The organism is Streptomyces sp. Q2 (assembly GCF_056820935.1).
This window is the reverse complement of sequence record NZ_JBXEJE010000004.1, coordinates 238,281-253,139: the sequence shown is the minus strand read 5'-3', so window position 1 is coordinate 253,139 and position 14,859 is coordinate 238,281. Positions and strand designations below refer to the sequence as shown.

Genomic DNA, 14,859 nt, shown 5'->3' with positions numbered 1-14,859 from the left:
CTACACGACCATGGGCCGGTCGTACGGACCGATCGGTGCGGGCAGCCGCGAACTCCCCGTCAGATGGCGGTCGACGGCCGCCGCCACCGCCCGCCCCTCGGCGATGGCCCACACGATCAGCGACTGACCGCGCGCGGCGTCTCCGGCGGCGAACACGCCGGGGACGTTGGTCGCGAAGCCGGCGTCCCGCGTGAGCGTCCCGCGCGGCTCCAGCTCCAGCCCCAGCTGGTCGACGAGGCCGTCGGTCCGGTCGGGCCCGGAGAAACCGAGGGCGAGGAGCACGAGGTCGGCGGGCAGGGTCCGCCCGGTGTCCGGCACGGGCCGGCGCCGCGCGTCGACCTCGACCAGATGCAGCGACCGTACGTGCCCGTCGGCATCCCCGGTGAAGCGCAGCGTGGACGCCGCGAACAGCCGCGCGTCCGCGTCCGCCGCCGGGGCCGTCCGCAGCGCGCCGGCCTCCTCGTGCGCGGCCGACAGCCGGTAGACCTTCGGATACGTCGGCCAGGGATCGGTGTCCTCGTCCCGCTCGGCGCCCGGCTGCGCGTAGATGTCCAACTGCGTCACGGACGCGGCCGCTTCCCGCACCGCCGTGCCCAGACAGTCGGCCCCCGTGTCACCACCGCCGACGATCACGACATGCTTCCCGGCGGCGGACACCGGCGAGACCTCAAGATCTCCCTCGCACACCCGGTTGGCCAGCGGCAGGTACTCCATCGCCTGGTGGATGCCGGTCAACTCCCGCCCAGGTACGTCCAGTTCACGCCAGGCGGTCGCTCCGGTGGCGATCACCACGGCGTCGTAGCGGGCCCGCAGCTCGGCGGCGCCGATGTCTTGCCCGACCGCGGTCGACGTACGGAACTTCGTGCCCTCGGCCCGCATCTGCTCGATCCGCCGCTCCAGATGGTGCTTCTCCATCTTGAACCCGGGGATGCCGTACCGCATCAGCCCGCCGAGCCGGTCGTCCCTCTCGTACACGGCGACCGTGTGCCCCGCCCGGGTCAACTGCTGTGCCGCGGCCAGCCCGGTGGGCCCCGACCCGATCACCGCGACCGTCCGCCCGGACAGCCGGTCCGGCGGCCGCGGCGGCGCGAACCCGGACTCCCATGCCCGGTCGGCGATGGCGACCTCGACGTTCTTGATGGTGACCGCCGGCTGGTTGATGGCCAGCACACACCCCGTCTCGCAGGGCGCCGGGCACAACCGGCCGGTGAACTCGGGGAAGTTGTTGGTCGCGTGCAGCCGGTCGGCGGCCGCACGCCAGTCCTCCCGCGACACCAGGTCGTTCCACTCGGGTATCAGGTTGCCGAGCGGACAGGCGTCGTGACAGAAGGGGATGCCGCAGTCCATGCAGCGGTCGGCCTGCTTACTGATGATGGGCAGCAGCGCCCCGGGGACGTACACCTCGTCCCAGTCCCGGACCCGCTCCTCCACCGGCCTGCGCGGCCAGTCCTGGCGAGGCGTGGTCATGAATCCCTTGGGATCGGCCATGAGCGTCTTCCTTGCGTACGCGTGCGACGCTTGCGCGTCCGACGTGGCCGTGCGTCATCGGGCGGCACTCTTTCGGAACGTCTTCCGGCGCTGTGTCGGATTCTCCTCCGGTACTGCTGCGCAACTTCTTCCGGCCACGATACGTCCCGTCGGCCACTCGCGCAGAGCGTCGGACAGTGCCTTCCACACGGCTGCAGGGCCCTGTCATCAGGTGAGTCATCAGGTGAGAGCCAGCATGTACGCCACCGCCGCGGCGGCCGAGGCGACCGTGCGGACGTGGTTCCACAGCGTCCATTCACGGACGTACGTCGGCCAGTACGCTGCCGCCTCCCGCGTGCCCGGATCCAGCTTGGCCAGCGCGTCGTTGCGCGGCACGTTCGCCACCATGGTCAGCCCGAACACGCCGAAGAGGTACAGCCCGCTGCCCACCAGCAGCTCCACCGTCCCCTCGTCCGGCCACAGCACGAACGTCACCACCGCGATCACCGCGCACAGCACCGCCGACCCGGCGAACACGACCATGAACGCCGGCCGCACCGCACTCACGTTGATCGCGTTCATCGCGGCGACCCCCTGCGCGGGCGGCAGTGCGGCGAGCCCCCGCATCACGAACGTCGAGAACCCGCAGAAGACCCCGGCCACCAGCCCGGTCCCCAGCACACCCAGCACGGTCAGTGCGAAATACGGTCCCTCGATCATCCCGACACCCACTCCCACGTCCAGCCGAGCTCTCGCCCGGCACCGCCCGGCACCACCGGTCACCACAAGTGAATCCCCGGCCCGGACCCACGAACCATGCCCGAACAGCGCGCGGGCATGCGCGAGCGTCCAGGGCTCCGCCCGCGGCGTCCATCCCTCAGCCGACCTCCGCCTCCGCCTCAGCCTCCGCCCCCGTCACCGCCTCCGCCCGCCATCCCCGCAGCACCGTCTCCACCCCCGCCGCGATCCGCCGTCGCGCCTCGTGCCGTGCCACCCCGCTCATCAGCAACTGGTCGTAGGGCGTGTCCACATGCCGTACGGACGCCACGACCGCCGAGATCACCGCCCCGTCGGACAACGCGCGGCCCGCCGCACTCCGCCCCACCCGCCCGCTGCCCCGAGCCGAGGCGTGTTCGGCGATCGCCCGCGCCCTGTCCGCCGGGCACCCCGGGAAGAGCCGCCGTATCTCCGCCGCGAAGGCATCGGCGAACCGCGAGTCCTGAGCCGCCCGCCGCGCGGCGTCCCGCACCCGGCGTCGCCGACGTGCCTCCGCGTCCGCCAGGCACCGCCTCTCGGCCCGGGCGAGCCCCGCCTCCTCGACGAGCACGCCCTGCCGTTCGTAACGGCCCTTGCGCCGGTTGAACCGTACGACCACCGCCGACAACGCACTCTCCTCCCGCGACCGGCGCGTCAGGGCCGTGTCGCCGCGCGGCAGGAACACCAGGTGCCCGAGATCCGCACAGTCGAGGCACCGCGGCGCACCGTCCTCCAGCACGAGCAGTGACAACGGCCCGCCGCGGCACTCCGCGCAGTGCCGTCCGCGCAGCGGCTGGATGACGAGAAGCCCGGTCCGAGGCGCGGGAGTTGTGAGAGCTGCCATACGGTCTTCATGCCCGCAGCGGACGCCCCGAACTACGCGCTCCGCGCCCGACTAGGCCACACCCGTGCCCTCAGGACAGGCCACCGACACCGGCTTCCGATGTCGCGGTTCCGGTGTCCCGGCATCTCCGGCACCGGAACCGCAAGACGGGCACACGGCTGGACAGCCAAGGCGGCCGAACCGGCACCCTCGGGAGCCCGCTCGCCCCGAGCCTGTACTGCCGGCTCCGTACGGCCGCCGCCCGGCGTGAGCAGCACCCGGGCGACAAGGCCCTCGCCGGCCCCGCAGCCGCCGTCGACGCCCGAGACCTGCCGTGAGCGTCGGCGCGAAGGCACGTGTCGTCGGCGGGGACGCCTCGGGGCCGTCCACCACCGGCTGCCCCGGCGACCCGGTCCGTCCCGGCCGCCCTGGTCGCCTCGGCCGTCCGGCGACCCGGGAGTCCGGCTCCCCGGCCGTCCGGCGGCCCGGTCCGTGCACAGTCCGACGGCGACCAGCCGCCGCGGCCTGACGCATCATGGGCCCTGTGCGACTCGAAGCGATCACCTGGGACCGGCTCGGCGACCTCCTGGCCGAGCGACTGCTCGACCTGAAGCCGGCTGACGGCAGCCCCTGGCCGCGCATCGCGTTCGACGGCGCCCCTGCCGCCCGCCCGGGAGACCTCGCCGACCGCGTCTGCGAGGCCCTGCGCCTGCGCGGCCGCCCCTCGCTGGTCGTCGGCACGCACGGTTTCCTGCGTCCCGCCTCGCTCCGCCTGGAGTACGGCCACCAGGACGTGGAGGCCTACTACGACGGCTGGTTCGACACCGGTGCCCTCTGGCGAGAGGTCTTCGGCCCCCTCGAACCCGACGGCGACGGTCGCGTCCTGCCCGACCTGTGGGACCCGGCCACCGATCGCGCCACCCGCAGCCCCTATGTCCAACTCCCTCCAGGTGGCTTCCTGTTGCTGCACGGCCCCCTCCTGCTGCGTCACTGGTTCCCCTTCGACCTGGCCGTCCACGTCCTCCTCTCGTCCGGCGCCCTGCGCCGCCGCACCCCGGAGGCCGAGCAGTGGACCCTCCCCGCCTTCGAGCGCTACGAGGACGAGACCGACCCGGCCGGCACGGCCGACGTCCTGGTACGCGCCGACGACCCACGACACCCGGCGTGGAAGGGCTGATCGAGCCGGCGTCGGCCAGGGATTTCGGCGTCTCCTCCACCGACGGACGCCAGTAGGCGCGCGATCTCCGTCGCGCCCCCGCATCAGCCTCTCGGGTGCGTGAGCTCCGGGGTGCGTGCGCCTGGCCGCGCGGCGAGAATGTAGGGGGCCGGGACCTGCGGTGCTCTCCCTCGTGCCGCGCCGGCCAGCCCGGCACCGGGAGGTACTTCATGACCACCGCCGGAGACATCATGCACCGTGGTGCCCAGTGGATCCCCGCCCACGAAACCCTGGACCGCGCCGCCCAGCTGATGCGCGAGCTGAACGTCGGAGCACTGCCCATCAGCGACGAGAACGAACGGCTCTGCGGCATCCTCACCGACCGCGACATCGTCGTCGGCTGCGTGGCCCTGGGCCACGACCCGGCCAGGGTCACGGCGGGTGAGATGGCCCACGGAACCCCACGCTGGATCGACGCCGACGCCGATGTCAGCGAGGTGCTCCACGAGATGCAGGAGCACCAGATCCGCCGACTGCCCGTCATCGAGAACAAGCGCCTCGTCGGCATGATCAGCGAGGCCGACCTGGCCCGGAACCTGGCGGAGGACCAGATCGCGACCTGGGCCGAGAGCGTCTACGCCAGGACACCCGGCCGCCACTGACTCCGTTGCCGGGCGACGGCTCCTGTTTTCAGAGCCAGCCGTTGCGCCGGAAGCCGCGATACAGCGCCAGACACCCGACGGATATCACGCCGATCACCATGCCGTAGCCGTACCGCCAGTGCAGCTCCGGCATGTGGTCGAAGTTCATGCCGTACACCCCGCAGATCATCGTGGGTACGGCGACGATCGCGGCCCACGCCGTGATCTTCCGCATGTCCTCGTTCTGCGCGACCGTCACCTGCGCGAGGTGCGCCTGCAGAATCGAGTTGAGCAGTTCGTCGAACGCGGCGATCTGTTCCTTGGCCCGCAGCAGATGGTCGGAGACGTCGCGGAAGTAGGCCTGTATCTCCGGATCGACCACCCGGATCGGCCGGGTGGCGAGATCCTCGAGCGGCCGGGTGAGAGGGACCACCGCCCGCTTCAGCTCCAGGAGTTCACGCTTGAGCTGGTAGATGCGCCCGGCGTCGACGCGCGCGCCGTTCTCCGCGAAGACGGCCATCTCGACCAGGTCGATGTCCGCCTGCACGGCATCGGTGACGTGCAGATAGTCGTCGACCACGTGGTCCGCGAGCGCGTGCAGCACGGCGGCCGGTCCCTTGGCGAGCTGCTCGGGAGCGGCCTCCAGCTCCTCGCGCAGCGGGCCCAGTGAGCCGTGCCGTCCGTGTCGTACCGTGATCACGAAGTCGTGGCCGACGAACACCATGATCTCGCCGGTGTTGACCACCTCGCTGGTGGCCGTGAGTTCCTCGTGTTCCACGTAGCAGACCGTCTTGAACACCGCGAACAGTGTCTCGTCGTAGCGCTCCAGCTTGGGGCGCTGGTGGGCCTCGACCGCGTCCTCGACCGCCAGCGGATGCAGGTCGAAAAGCTCCGCGATCCCCGCAAACTCCTCGTCCGTCGGCTCGTGGAGACCGAGCCAGACGAAGCCGTGACGGTTCTTGCGCACCCGGTCCACGGCGTCCACCAGATCGACGCCGGCCGGCATCCGGACGCCGTCCCGGTACGTCACGCAGTTCACCACCGAGGAGCCCAGCGGGGACCGGGCCGGGTGGCTCAGGTCGACGCGCGGGCGCCGCCGTGCCAGCCGTGCCACCTTGCGGAGGCCGCCGACCCTGCCGAGGCCTGTGACCTTCCGCAGATTCCCTGCCATGGACATCTGGATCTCCTTGCGTGGATCTCCCCCGTGCCGCGTTTCCGCGCCCTGGCGAGCCAGTTTGCCAGCTCGGGGTGTGGGCCGGGTAAGCCTGTGGGAACAAGGGGTTCCGCTTTGTTCCCGGCTGTGGACGACGGATTCGGCCGTGGCCAGGGCGGACCCTGACGGGCCGGGCGTCCGCCATCTCGTCGTGGGCGCCGCGTCGACCACTCCGAACAAGACGGGCAACTGGGATGATCGCGGCATGACGCGAACCGACGGGTATCTCCTCGACAACCGGCAGAGCGAGGCGGCGGAGCGTTTCGACGCCTTCGCCACCCTCTTCGACCCCACGACCTTCCGGCACCTCGAAGCGTTCGGCATCGGATCGGGCTGGCGGTGCTGGGAGGTCGGTGCCGGCGGCACCTCCGTGGTGTCCTGGCTGGCCAAGAAGGTCGGCCCGACCGGACGGGTCGTCGCGACCGACATCGAGACCTCCCGCCTTGCCGCGGCCGCCCGGCCGCCGGTCGAGGTACGCGTCCACGACGTGGGCGCGCAGGAGCCGCCGGGAGAGGGGTTCGACCTGGTCCACGCCCGTCTCGTCCTCGTCCATGTGCCGGACCGTGAAAAGGCGTTGCGGTCCATGGTCAAGGCCCTGCGGCCCGGCGGCCGGATCCTGGTCGAGGACGCCGACCCCTCACTGCAGCCGCTGCTCTGCCCCGACGAGCACGGCCCCGAGCAGCAGCTGGCGAACCGGCTGCGGCAGGGCTTCCGGCAACTGCTCGCCGACCGGGGCGCGGACCTCGCCTACGGCCGCAGGCTTCCGCGTCTGCTCCGCGAGGCGGGCCTGCGCCGGGTGGAGGCCGACGCGTACTTCCCGGTCACCTCGCCCGCCTGCGCCGCGCTGGAATCCGCCACGATCCGCCAGATCCGCGGACAGCTCGTCACCGAGGGCATCGCCACGGACCAGGACATCGACCAGCACCTCACGAACGTGGCCTCCGGCAGCATGGACCTCGCCACGGCACCGATGATCTCGGCGTGGGGGCGCAAGGCTTAGAAGGCTGACAGGGAACCGGAGGACGCCCTGGAAAGGACGCCGGCAGCCGGCGGCGGTACGGGCCGGAGCAGCGTGGCGGCCGTAGTATCGGGCCGTCCGATCCGAGCCGTCCGCTCACGTCACTCCTCCACCGGCGGCCGGCCCCCCACCAGCCCGACCGCCACGGCCCCCGCCCGGCAGCCCTCCGCCGCCGCGGCCTCGGGTCCGGCGCCCCCGAGGAGGGCGGCGAGGAAGGCACCCGTGAAGGCGTCGCCGGCCCCGGTGGTGTCCCGGGGCGTCGCCGGTACCGCCGGAACATGGGCGATCACGGTGCCGGAGCGGGCCACCAGCGCACCCTCCGCGCCGTGCTTGACGACGACCAGCGGGACGTGACGGCTCAGCTTGGCCGCCGCGTCCGCCGCCTCGGACAATCCCGTCAGCAGGCATGCCTCGTCACGGCTGGGCAGCAGAACGTCGACGCCCTCGACACACGTCAGGAAGCGGTCGACCCCCAGTTCCACGAGGAAACCGGCCGACGCCGGATCCAGGCTCACCGGCACTCCACGCGCGCGTGCCGCCTCCGTGGCGACCGCCACCAGCGCGCGGCTCGGCTCGGAGAACAGCAGGTAGCCCGACAGATGCAGCCACGCCACCCCGTCGAGCAGCGTGTCCGACCAGTCGTCGGGCGCGAGCCGCAGCGACGCCCCGCTGTCCGTGATGAGCGTCCGCTCCGCGGCGGCCCCCTCGTCGACGAGGCAGATCACCGTCCCGGTCGCCGCCTCGGGGTCGACGACCAGCCGGGGCCGTACACCGCACGCGGCCAGCTCGCGTTCGTGCCAGGCGACCGAGTCCGTGCCCACTCGTCCGAGCAGCCGCACCTCGGCACTGCCCCGGTGAGCGGCCCAGCAGGCCACGTTGGCACCCGCGCCGCCCGGCACCGTCCGGATCGTCGCCGCCGTGTCGGTACCCGTCGCGAGAGGACCCCGGTGCCGGGCCACGACGTCCGTGATGACGTCCCCCACGACCAGTAGCGCGCCGTCNACCGAGTCCGTGCCCACTCGTCCGAGCAGCCGCACCTCGGCACTGCCCCGGTGAGCGGCCCAGCAGGCCACGTTGGCACCCGCGCCGCCCGGCACCGTCCGGATCGTCGCCGCCGTGTCGGTACCCGTCGCGAGAGGACCCCGGTGCCGGGCCACGACGTCCGTGATGACGTCCCCCACGACCAGTAGCGCGCCGTCCGGGGACCCTCCGCCGCGCCGGTGATCCGGCGCGGCGGCCCCACCGCGCCCAGGTCGCCGCGCCGTCACGCTCCGGCCCAGGCCGCCGCGATCCGCGCGGCCAGCCGTACGTTGCCGCGCACCGCCGCGAGATTCGCGGCCAGCGAGGCACCGTCGGTGTGCCGCACCAGGTGGTTCAGCAGGAACGGCGTGACTCCCTGCCCCGTGACCCCCTCCTCCTCGCACGCGTGCAACGCGTCGGCGAGCACACGCGCGTGCAGCTCGGGATCCAGCTGCTCCCGCTCGGGCACCGGATTGGCGACGATCAGCGCCGACTCTGGCCCGCCGACCGCGTCCTGCGCCCGCATGACGTCCGCCACCTGCCCGGGGCTGTCCAGCGTCCACTCCACGGGATGTCCCGAGTCCGACAGGTAGAAGCCGGGGAACCGGTCCGTGCCGTACCCGGCCACCGCCACGCCCAGCGTCTCCAGCCGCTGCAGGGTCGCCGGCACGTCCAGGATCGACTTCACGCCCGCGCACACCACCGTGATCCGCGTCCGGGCCAGCAGGCCGAGGTCGGCCGACTCGTCCTGCGTCACCGTCCACTCCCGGTGCACCCCGCCGAGCCCACCGGTGGCGAACACCCGTACGCCCGCCAGGGCCGCCAGCAACGCGGTCGCCGACACCGTGGTCGCCCCGCTCGCGCCGCCGGCCACCGCGAGCGGCAGGTCGCGATGACCCAGCTTGCGGATGCCGTCCTCGTTCGCGACCCGCTCCAACTGCTGCTTGTCCAGGCCGACATGGGGCCGCCCGTCCAGCACGGCGATCGTCGCGGGCACGGCACCCTCCTGCCGTACGACGTCCTCCAGCTCCAGTGCCACCTGCAGATTGCGCGGGCGCGGCAGCCCGTGCGCGATGATCGTGGACTCCAGCGCCACCACGGGTCGACGCGCGTTGATCGCGTCACGCACTTCCTCGGACACCACCAGCACCACGTGCCTGCCTCTCGTCGGTCGGTCTTCCCTCATCTCTGGCGGGCGGCGCGCCCGGTCAAACCCTTGCGGGCCTGTGGGGGACGACACCAGCCTGGGGTCCATGACGGACAACACCACACGTCTCGACCATGTCGTCCTCTGGGTGCACGACCCGGTGGCGGCGGCCGACTTCTACGAGAAGGCGGTCGGCCTGGAACCCATGAGGCTCACCGAATTCGCCGCGGGGAGGGAACCCTTTCCCTCCGTACGGCTCAACGACGAGACCATCTTCGACCTCATGCCGCTCGCCATGGCGGAGCGCATGAAGATGGTCCCCGGCGCCGCCGACAGTGCGGGCCACCCGGTCAACCACGTCTGCCTGGCCCTGCCCGGCGACGCCTTCGAGGAACTGCGCGCCCGCCTGGAAGAACGGTCGGTCCCCGTCTCGGACTTCTCGTACGACTCCTTCGGCGCCCGCGGGTCGGCCCGGCGGAGCTTCTACTTCCGCGACCCGGACGGGAACGTCTTCGAGGCGCGGCACTACGCCTAGCGTGCGCGGGGGCCACGCGCACGTGGCGTGGCCCCCGCGCGGGACGTCAGGCCGGCCTCGGCTAGAACAGCGGCTCGGGCAGCACGCCCTCCAGGGCCAGCAGCTTCCGCTTGGTCTCCAGGCCGCCCCCGAACCCGCCGATGCCGCCGTCGCTCTCCACGACCCGGTGACAGGGCACGACGACCGGCAGCGGATTGGAGCCCATCGCCACGCCCACCGCCTGGGCCGCGCCCGGCTGCCCCACGCGCCCCGCCAGATCGCCGTACCCGACGACCTTGCCGAACGGGACGCCGGACGCCAGTTCGCGCAGCACCTGCCGGTTGAACCCCGAGATCAGTGACCAGTCCAGCGGCAGCTCGAAGTCGTGCCGATCGCCCGCGAAGTACGCCTCCACCTGGCGTATCGCCTCGGCCAGCAGCGGGGAGCCGGGCGCCTCGACGGGCTCGCCGCCCAGCCGGGACGCCAGCCGGTCCAACGCTTTGTCGCGGACCGCGTCCGTGGCGTGGAACACCACGTTGACCAGACCCTCGCGGGTCGCGGCCAGCAGCAGCGGACCGATGCCGGTGGCGACGACGGTCCACACGACCTGCTGCTCGTCCTGCCCATGGCTGTTCATGCGACCCACCGTACGACCCGCCACTGACAACGCCCGGGGGAGCGCGGGAGCCCCCGGCGAGGGCCCCCGGGGCTGCTCGGGTGAGGGCCGTCAGCCCCGGCGCAGTGCCGCGCCCACCAGGTCCGGCTTGTTGCTGATGACGCCGTCGACGTCGTACCGGGCCACCCGGTGGGCGGCGGCAGCGGTGTCGACGGTCCAGGCGAAGACCTGCAGCGGCCTGCCGTGCGGACCGGTGAAGGCGTGGACGGCCGAGACGTACCCCTTCGAGAGGGAGCCGTGCGAGGGGTTGATCTGGTCGGCGAAGGCCGCGTAAGCGTCGAGGTCCGCCACGGGCGGCGTACCGAGGAGCCCGGTCTTCACGCCGGGCTTCAGCTTGTGGACCGCGCGCACACTGGCCGCGCTGAAGCTCTGCACGATCAGCCGGCCCGCGATGTGCCGCTGGTCGAGCCACCCCTCGTTGCCGAGGACCTTGAGGGTCTGGCCCTCGATGCCCGGGTACAGGTCCGGGTTCTTGATCTCCAGGAGCAGCTTCTGGTGGTGAACCTCGACGCGACGCACGTACCGCTCGAGCGTGGGCACACGCGCGCCCGCATAGGCGGGGCCGAACCAGCTTCCCGCGTCGAGGCGCGCGATCTCGGCGGCGGTGAAGTCCCGCACCTTCCATGGCGCCCGGTCGGGGAAGACCTCCTCGACGTCGGTGGTGCGCCGCAGATTGTCGTCGTGAAGGACGACGAGCCGGCCGTCCTTGGTGCGCTGGACGTCGTTCTCGACCCAGTCGATGCCCAGCGCGGCCGCCTTGTCGACGGCGGCCAGGGTGTTCTCGGGTGCGTAGGCGGAGGCGCCTCTGTGGGCGATGACCGTGGGCCGTTCGCCGTCGGCCCGGACGGCGGAGGTGGGAGGCAGGAAGGCGGCGGCCCCCACGAGCGCGGTGGTCGTGGCGGCAACTGCGCGCGCGTGCATGCGTACTCCTCGCGTCGAGCGATCACGGACAGCTCAACTGTGACAGCAGAGAGTCAACGGGAGGCGGGTACAGAATGGCCACAACTTGAATGGGGTTGCCCCAAGTCCGCACACGGGTAGCGCACAACTGCGGCAAGGGCGTGTTTCTTTGCCGGAAAGTCGTTCGACCATTCCGGTGGGGGTCATACTCTCTGCCTCAACCCCGACCGCTCGGGCGGTCCTGGGAAGGGGCGAACATCAGGGCATTCCGGGACGCAAGAGGGCGGAAGGACAGCCGCGCATGCAAGGCACGGTCGACGGATTCAGCTACGGACTCGTCACACCGGTGGTGGCCTATCTCATGGCCTGCCTGGGCGGTGCCCTCGGCCTGCGCTGCACCACCAGATCCATGCTGGTCGGCAACTCCTGGCGCCCCGCCTGGCTGGCCCTCGGCTCGGCCGCGATCGGCTCGGGCATATGGACCATGCACTTCATCGCGATGATGGGCTTCAAGGTCGAGCAGGCGCCGATCCACTACGACAGGTCGATGACCTTCGCGAGTCTGGGCGTCGCCATCGTCATGGTGGGCCTCGGGATCTTCATCGTCGGCTACCGGGGCGCGTCCGGTACGGCCCTGATGACCGGGGGCGCCATCACCGGTCTCGGAGTCGCCTCGATGCACTACCTGGGCATGGCGGGTATGCGTCTGAACGGCAAGCTGGAGTACAACACCTTCACCGTGGCCGCGTCCGTCGTCATAGCGGTCGTCGCCGCCACGGCCGCCCTGTGGGCCGCCGGACAGGTGCGGGGGTTCCTGTGGAGCGTCGGCGCGAGCCTCGTCATGGGGCTCGCCGTGACCGGTATGCACTACACGGGCATGGCCGCCCTCAGGGTTCATCTGCACAGCTCCACGGCCCCCACCGGGGGCGACTCCGCGGCCTCCCTGATCGCGCCGATGATGATCGGCCCGCTCGCCTTCCTGCTGCTGGCGGGCGTCGTCGTGATGTTCGATCCGCTGATGATCATGGGGAAGCCCTCCCCACCCGTCGAGAACAAGCCAGGTGTCCCCGCGCGCGAGCTCGTCTCGCACCCGCCCGCCCGCCGCCCCTCCCTGCGCACCCGCCGCATGGACCACCAGGACTACCGCACCCCGCAGAACCGCTGATCCGGCCGCGTTGTCAGTGGGGGGTCGTACGGTTGGTGGCATGCGGCCCGTTTCCCACATCGAACGCACGGTGGCGCCCTTCGAGGTCGTCAGCCCGTACCAGCCCAGCGGCGACCAGCCCGCGGCCATCGCCGAGCTCGCCCGGCGCATCGAGGCCGGTGAGAAGGACGTCGTCCTGCTCGGCGCGACCGGCACCGGCAAGTCCGCCACCACGGCGTGGATGATCGAGAAGCTCCAGCGTCCCACGCTCGTGATGGCGCCGAACAAGACCCTGGCCGCCCAGCTGGCGAACGAGTTCCGGGAGCTCCTCCCGAACAACGCCGTCGAGTACTTCGTCTCGTACTACGACTACTACCAGCCCGAGGCCTACGTCCCCCAGTCGGACACCTACATCGAGAAGGACTCCTCGATCAACGAGGAGGTCGAGCGGCTGCGCCACTCCGCGACGAACTCGCTGCTCACCCGCCGTGACGTCGTCGTGGTCGCCTCGGTCTCCTGCATCTACGGTCTCGGTACCCCACAGGAGTACGTGGACCGCATGGTCCCCCTCAGAGTCGGAGACGAGGTCGACCGGGACCAACTGCTGCGCCGCTTCGTGGACATCCAGTACACGCGCAACGACCTGGCCTTCTCCCGCGGCACCTTCCGCGTCCGCGGCGACACCATCGAGATCTTCCCGGTCTACGAGGAGCTCGCCGTCCGCATCGAGATGTTCGGCGACGAGATCGAGGCCCTGTCCACCCTGCACCCGCTCACCGGCGAGATCATCAGCGACGACCAGCAGCTGTACGTCTTCCCGGCCTCCCACTACGTCGCGGGCCCCGAGCGCCTGGAGCGGGCCGCCAACGACATCGAGAAGGAGCTGGGGGAGCGCCTGTCCGAGCTGGAGAAGCAGGGCAAGCTCCTGGAGGCCCAGCGCCTGAGGATGCGCACGACGTACGACCTGGAGATGCTCCGCCAGATCGGCTCCTGCTCCGGTGTCGAGAACTACTCCATGCACTTCGACGGCCGGGAGCCCGGCTCCCCGCCCAACACGCTGCTGGACTACTTCCCCGACGACTTCCTGCTCGTCATCGACGAGTCCCACGTCACCGTCCCGCAGATCGGCGCCATGTACGAGGGCGACGCCTCCCGCAAGCGCACCCTCGTCGACCACGGTTTCCGGCTGCCCTCCGCCCTGGACAACCGCCCCCTGAAGTGGGAGGAGTTCCAGGAGCGCACCGGACAGACCGTCTACCTTTCGGCGACCCCCGGCAAGTACGAGCTCTCCCGCGGGCAGGGCGCCGTCGAACAGATCATCCGCCCCACCGGCCTGATCGACCCGGAGGTCGTCGTCAAGCCCACCGAGGGCCAGATCGACGACCTGGTGCACGAGATCCGGGAGCGCGTCGAGAAGGACGAGCGCGTCCTGGTCACCACCCTCACCAAGAAGATGTCCGAGGACCTCACTGACTACTTCCTGGAACTCGGCATCCAGGTCCGCTATCTGCACAGCGACGTCGACACGCTGCGCCGCGTCGAACTGCTGCGCGAACTGCGGTCCGGCGAGTTCGACGTGCTCGTCGGCATCAACCTCCTCCGCGAGGGCCTCGACCTGCCCGAGGTGTCCCTGGTGGCGATCCTCGACGCCGACAAGGAAGGCTTCCTGCGCTCCGGCACCTCCCTCATCCAGACCATCGGCCGCGCGGCGCGCAATGTCTCCGGCCAGGTCCACATGTACGCCGACAAGATCACCCCGGCGATGGAGAAGGCCATCGAGGAGACCAACCGCCGCCGGGAGAAGCAGGTCGCGTACAACAAGGAACGGGGCATCGACCCCCAGCCGCTCCGCAAGAAGATCAACGACATCGTCGCGCAGATCGCCCGCGAGGACATCGACACCGAGCAGCTGCTCGGCTCCGGCTACCGCAAGCTGAAGGAGGGCAAGGGCGCCAAGGCACCCGTGCCCGCCCTCGGTGGCAAGGCGGCCAAGGGCACCAAGGCCGCCAAGGGCAAGTCCAAGGAGACGGTGCCGACCGACCGTCCCGCGGCCGAGCTCGCCGGGCAGATCGAGGAGATGACCGAGCGCATGCGCGCCGCCGCCGCCGACCTCCAGTTCGAGATCGCGGCCCGACTGCGCGACGAGGTCTCCGAGATGAAGAAGGAACTCCGCCAGATGAGGGAAGCCGGCCTGGCCTGACGGACCGACAGGGCGCCGGTCACCGGCCGGAACCGGCGCCACCGGAGGTGCCCGCCACCCCGCGCACACGCGCTGTGTTGCAAGACCGACACAAAGTGTGGACCGGGGTACGGCACTGTCAGTGGCTCTGCATAGGGTGCTGGTCATCCGCGGATCCCGCGGCAACAGGGGAAATACGAGAGGG

At 71.3% G+C, this 14,859-nt stretch carries 15 protein-coding genes; 7 read left to right on the top strand and 8 right to left on the bottom strand.

Annotated features, from left to right (window positions below; translation table 11 throughout):
• The 3 genes from ACWBNA_RS06990 to ACWBNA_RS06980 form a co-directional block, all read right to left on the bottom strand.
• The gene (locus tag ACWBNA_RS06990; protein WP_482703326.1) at window positions 1–1,488 is read right to left on the bottom strand and encodes a glutamate synthase subunit beta; all 1,488 of its coding nucleotides are present in this window, start codon (window positions 1,486–1,488) and stop codon (window positions 1–3) included.
• A 219-nt stretch (window positions 1,489–1,707) separates the two neighbouring features.
• Window positions 1,708–2,187, bottom strand: coding sequence for an anthrone oxygenase family protein (locus tag ACWBNA_RS06985; protein WP_482703325.1), 480 nt, complete (start codon window positions 2,185–2,187; stop codon window positions 1,708–1,710).
• A gap of 157 nt (window positions 2,188–2,344) precedes the next feature.
• Window positions 2,345–3,067 carry a DUF2293 domain-containing protein gene (locus ACWBNA_RS06980; RefSeq protein WP_482703324.1) on the bottom strand — a complete coding sequence of 241 codons (723 nt, stop codon included), beginning with the start codon at window positions 3,065–3,067 and terminating at the stop codon, window positions 2,345–2,347.
• Window positions 3,068–3,180: 113 nt separating this feature from the next.
• Between ACWBNA_RS06980 and ACWBNA_RS06975 the strand changes: the two genes are divergently transcribed.
• From ACWBNA_RS06975 to ACWBNA_RS06965, 3 genes are all read left to right on the top strand, one after another.
• Window positions 3,181–3,384: a hypothetical protein gene (locus tag ACWBNA_RS06975; protein WP_482703323.1), complete on the top strand. Its 204-nt coding sequence runs from the start codon at window positions 3,181–3,183 to the stop codon at window positions 3,382–3,384.
• Window positions 3,385–3,581: 197 nt separating this feature from the next.
• Window positions 3,582–4,223: a nucleoside/nucleotide kinase family protein gene (locus ACWBNA_RS06970; protein ID WP_482703322.1), complete on the top strand. Its 642-nt coding sequence runs from the start codon at window positions 3,582–3,584 to the stop codon at window positions 4,221–4,223.
• A 209-nt stretch (window positions 4,224–4,432) separates the two neighbouring features.
• On the top strand, window positions 4,433–4,864 hold the full coding sequence (locus ACWBNA_RS06965) for a CBS domain-containing protein (RefSeq protein ID WP_482703321.1): 432 nt from the start codon (window positions 4,433–4,435) through the stop codon (window positions 4,862–4,864).
• Window positions 4,865–4,892: 28 nt separating this feature from the next.
• Here ACWBNA_RS06965 and ACWBNA_RS06960 read toward each other — a convergent pair whose 3' ends face one another.
• Window positions 4,893–6,020, bottom strand: coding sequence for a magnesium and cobalt transport protein CorA (locus ACWBNA_RS06960; RefSeq protein WP_482703320.1), 1,128 nt, complete (start codon window positions 6,018–6,020; stop codon window positions 4,893–4,895).
• A 241-nt stretch (window positions 6,021–6,261) separates the two neighbouring features.
• On the opposite strand from ACWBNA_RS06960, the gene ACWBNA_RS06955 reads away from it, so the two are divergent.
• Entirely contained in the window at window positions 6,262–7,056 is a 795-nt protein-coding gene (locus ACWBNA_RS06955; protein WP_482703319.1) for a methyltransferase domain-containing protein, read from the top strand.
• Window positions 7,057–7,175: 119 nt separating this feature from the next.
• On the opposite strand, the gene ACWBNA_RS06950 is transcribed toward ACWBNA_RS06955, so the two are convergent.
• The gene (locus tag ACWBNA_RS06950) at window positions 7,176–8,255 is read right to left on the bottom strand and encodes a carbohydrate kinase family protein (protein WP_482703318.1); all 1,080 of its coding nucleotides are present in this window, start codon (window positions 8,253–8,255) and stop codon (window positions 7,176–7,178) included.
• An 83-nt stretch (window positions 8,256–8,338) separates the two neighbouring features.
• Entirely contained in the window at window positions 8,339–9,247 is a 909-nt protein-coding gene (locus ACWBNA_RS06945) for a pseudouridine-5'-phosphate glycosidase (RefSeq protein ID WP_482703317.1), read from the bottom strand.
• A 100-nt stretch (window positions 9,248–9,347) separates the two neighbouring features.
• On the opposite strand from ACWBNA_RS06945, the gene ACWBNA_RS06940 reads away from it, so the two are divergent.
• Window positions 9,348–9,776, top strand: coding sequence for a VOC family protein (locus tag ACWBNA_RS06940; RefSeq protein ID WP_482703316.1), 429 nt, complete (start codon window positions 9,348–9,350; stop codon window positions 9,774–9,776).
• 61 nt (window positions 9,777–9,837) lie between these two features.
• Here the strand turns inward: ACWBNA_RS06940 and ACWBNA_RS06935 are convergent, their stop codons facing one another.
• Complete coding sequence (locus tag ACWBNA_RS06935; RefSeq protein WP_482703315.1) at window positions 9,838–10,392, bottom strand: methylated-DNA--[protein]-cysteine S-methyltransferase; 555 nt, start codon at window positions 10,390–10,392, stop codon at window positions 9,838–9,840.
• Window positions 10,393–10,482: 90 nt separating this feature from the next.
• Window positions 10,483–11,352 (bottom strand): glycerophosphodiester phosphodiesterase, encoded by an 870-nt coding sequence (locus ACWBNA_RS06930; RefSeq protein WP_482703314.1) that lies wholly within the window; start codon window positions 11,350–11,352, stop codon window positions 10,483–10,485.
• Window positions 11,353–11,632: 280 nt separating this feature from the next.
• Here ACWBNA_RS06930 and ACWBNA_RS06925 point away from each other — a divergent pair, with 280 nt between their 5' ends.
• Both ACWBNA_RS06925 and uvrB read left to right on the top strand, forming a co-directional pair.
• Window positions 11,633–12,496 carry an MHYT domain-containing protein gene (locus ACWBNA_RS06925; RefSeq protein WP_482703313.1) on the top strand — a complete coding sequence of 288 codons (864 nt, stop codon included), beginning with the start codon at window positions 11,633–11,635 and terminating at the stop codon, window positions 12,494–12,496.
• 40 nt (window positions 12,497–12,536) lie between these two features.
• Complete coding sequence (gene uvrB, locus ACWBNA_RS06920) at window positions 12,537–14,675, top strand: excinuclease ABC subunit UvrB (RefSeq protein WP_482703312.1); 2,139 nt, start codon at window positions 12,537–12,539, stop codon at window positions 14,673–14,675.
• Window positions 14,676–14,859 lie beyond the last annotated feature (184 nt).

Bases quoted from the DNA above. Each gene is read 5' to 3' on its own strand.
- ACWBNA_RS06970 (WP_482703322.1), top strand. From the start codon at position 3,582: ATGGGCCCTGTGCGACTCGAAGCGATCACCTGGGACCGGCTCGGCGAC.
- ACWBNA_RS06940 (WP_482703316.1), top strand. From the start codon at position 9,348: ATGACGGACAACACCACACGTCTCGACCATGTCGTCCTCTGGGTGCAC.
- ACWBNA_RS06925 (WP_482703313.1), top strand. From the start codon at position 11,633: ATGCAAGGCACGGTCGACGGATTCAGCTACGGACTCGTCACACCGGTG.
- ACWBNA_RS06930 (WP_482703314.1), bottom strand. From the start codon at position 11,352: ATGCACGCGCGCGCAGTTGCCGCCACGACCACCGCGCTCGTGGGGGCC.
- ACWBNA_RS06985 (WP_482703325.1), bottom strand. From the start codon at position 2,187: ATGATCGAGGGACCGTATTTCGCACTGACCGTGCTGGGTGTGCTGGGG.
- ACWBNA_RS06960 (WP_482703320.1), bottom strand. From the start codon at position 6,020: ATGTCCATGGCAGGGAATCTGCGGAAGGTCACAGGCCTCGGCAGGGTC.
- ACWBNA_RS06980 (WP_482703324.1), bottom strand. From the start codon at position 3,067: ATGGCAGCTCTCACAACTCCCGCGCCTCGGACCGGGCTTCTCGTCATC.
- ACWBNA_RS06965 (WP_482703321.1), top strand. From the start codon at position 4,433: ATGACCACCGCCGGAGACATCATGCACCGTGGTGCCCAGTGGATCCCC.
- uvrB (WP_482703312.1), top strand. From the start codon at position 12,537: ATGCGGCCCGTTTCCCACATCGAACGCACGGTGGCGCCCTTCGAGGTC.
- ACWBNA_RS06935 (WP_482703315.1), bottom strand. From the start codon at position 10,392: ATGAACAGCCATGGGCAGGACGAGCAGCAGGTCGTGTGGACCGTCGTC.
- ACWBNA_RS06955 (WP_482703319.1), top strand. From the start codon at position 6,262: ATGACGCGAACCGACGGGTATCTCCTCGACAACCGGCAGAGCGAGGCG.
- ACWBNA_RS06990 (WP_482703326.1), bottom strand. From the start codon at position 1,488: ATGGCCGATCCCAAGGGATTCATGACCACGCCTCGCCAGGACTGGCCG.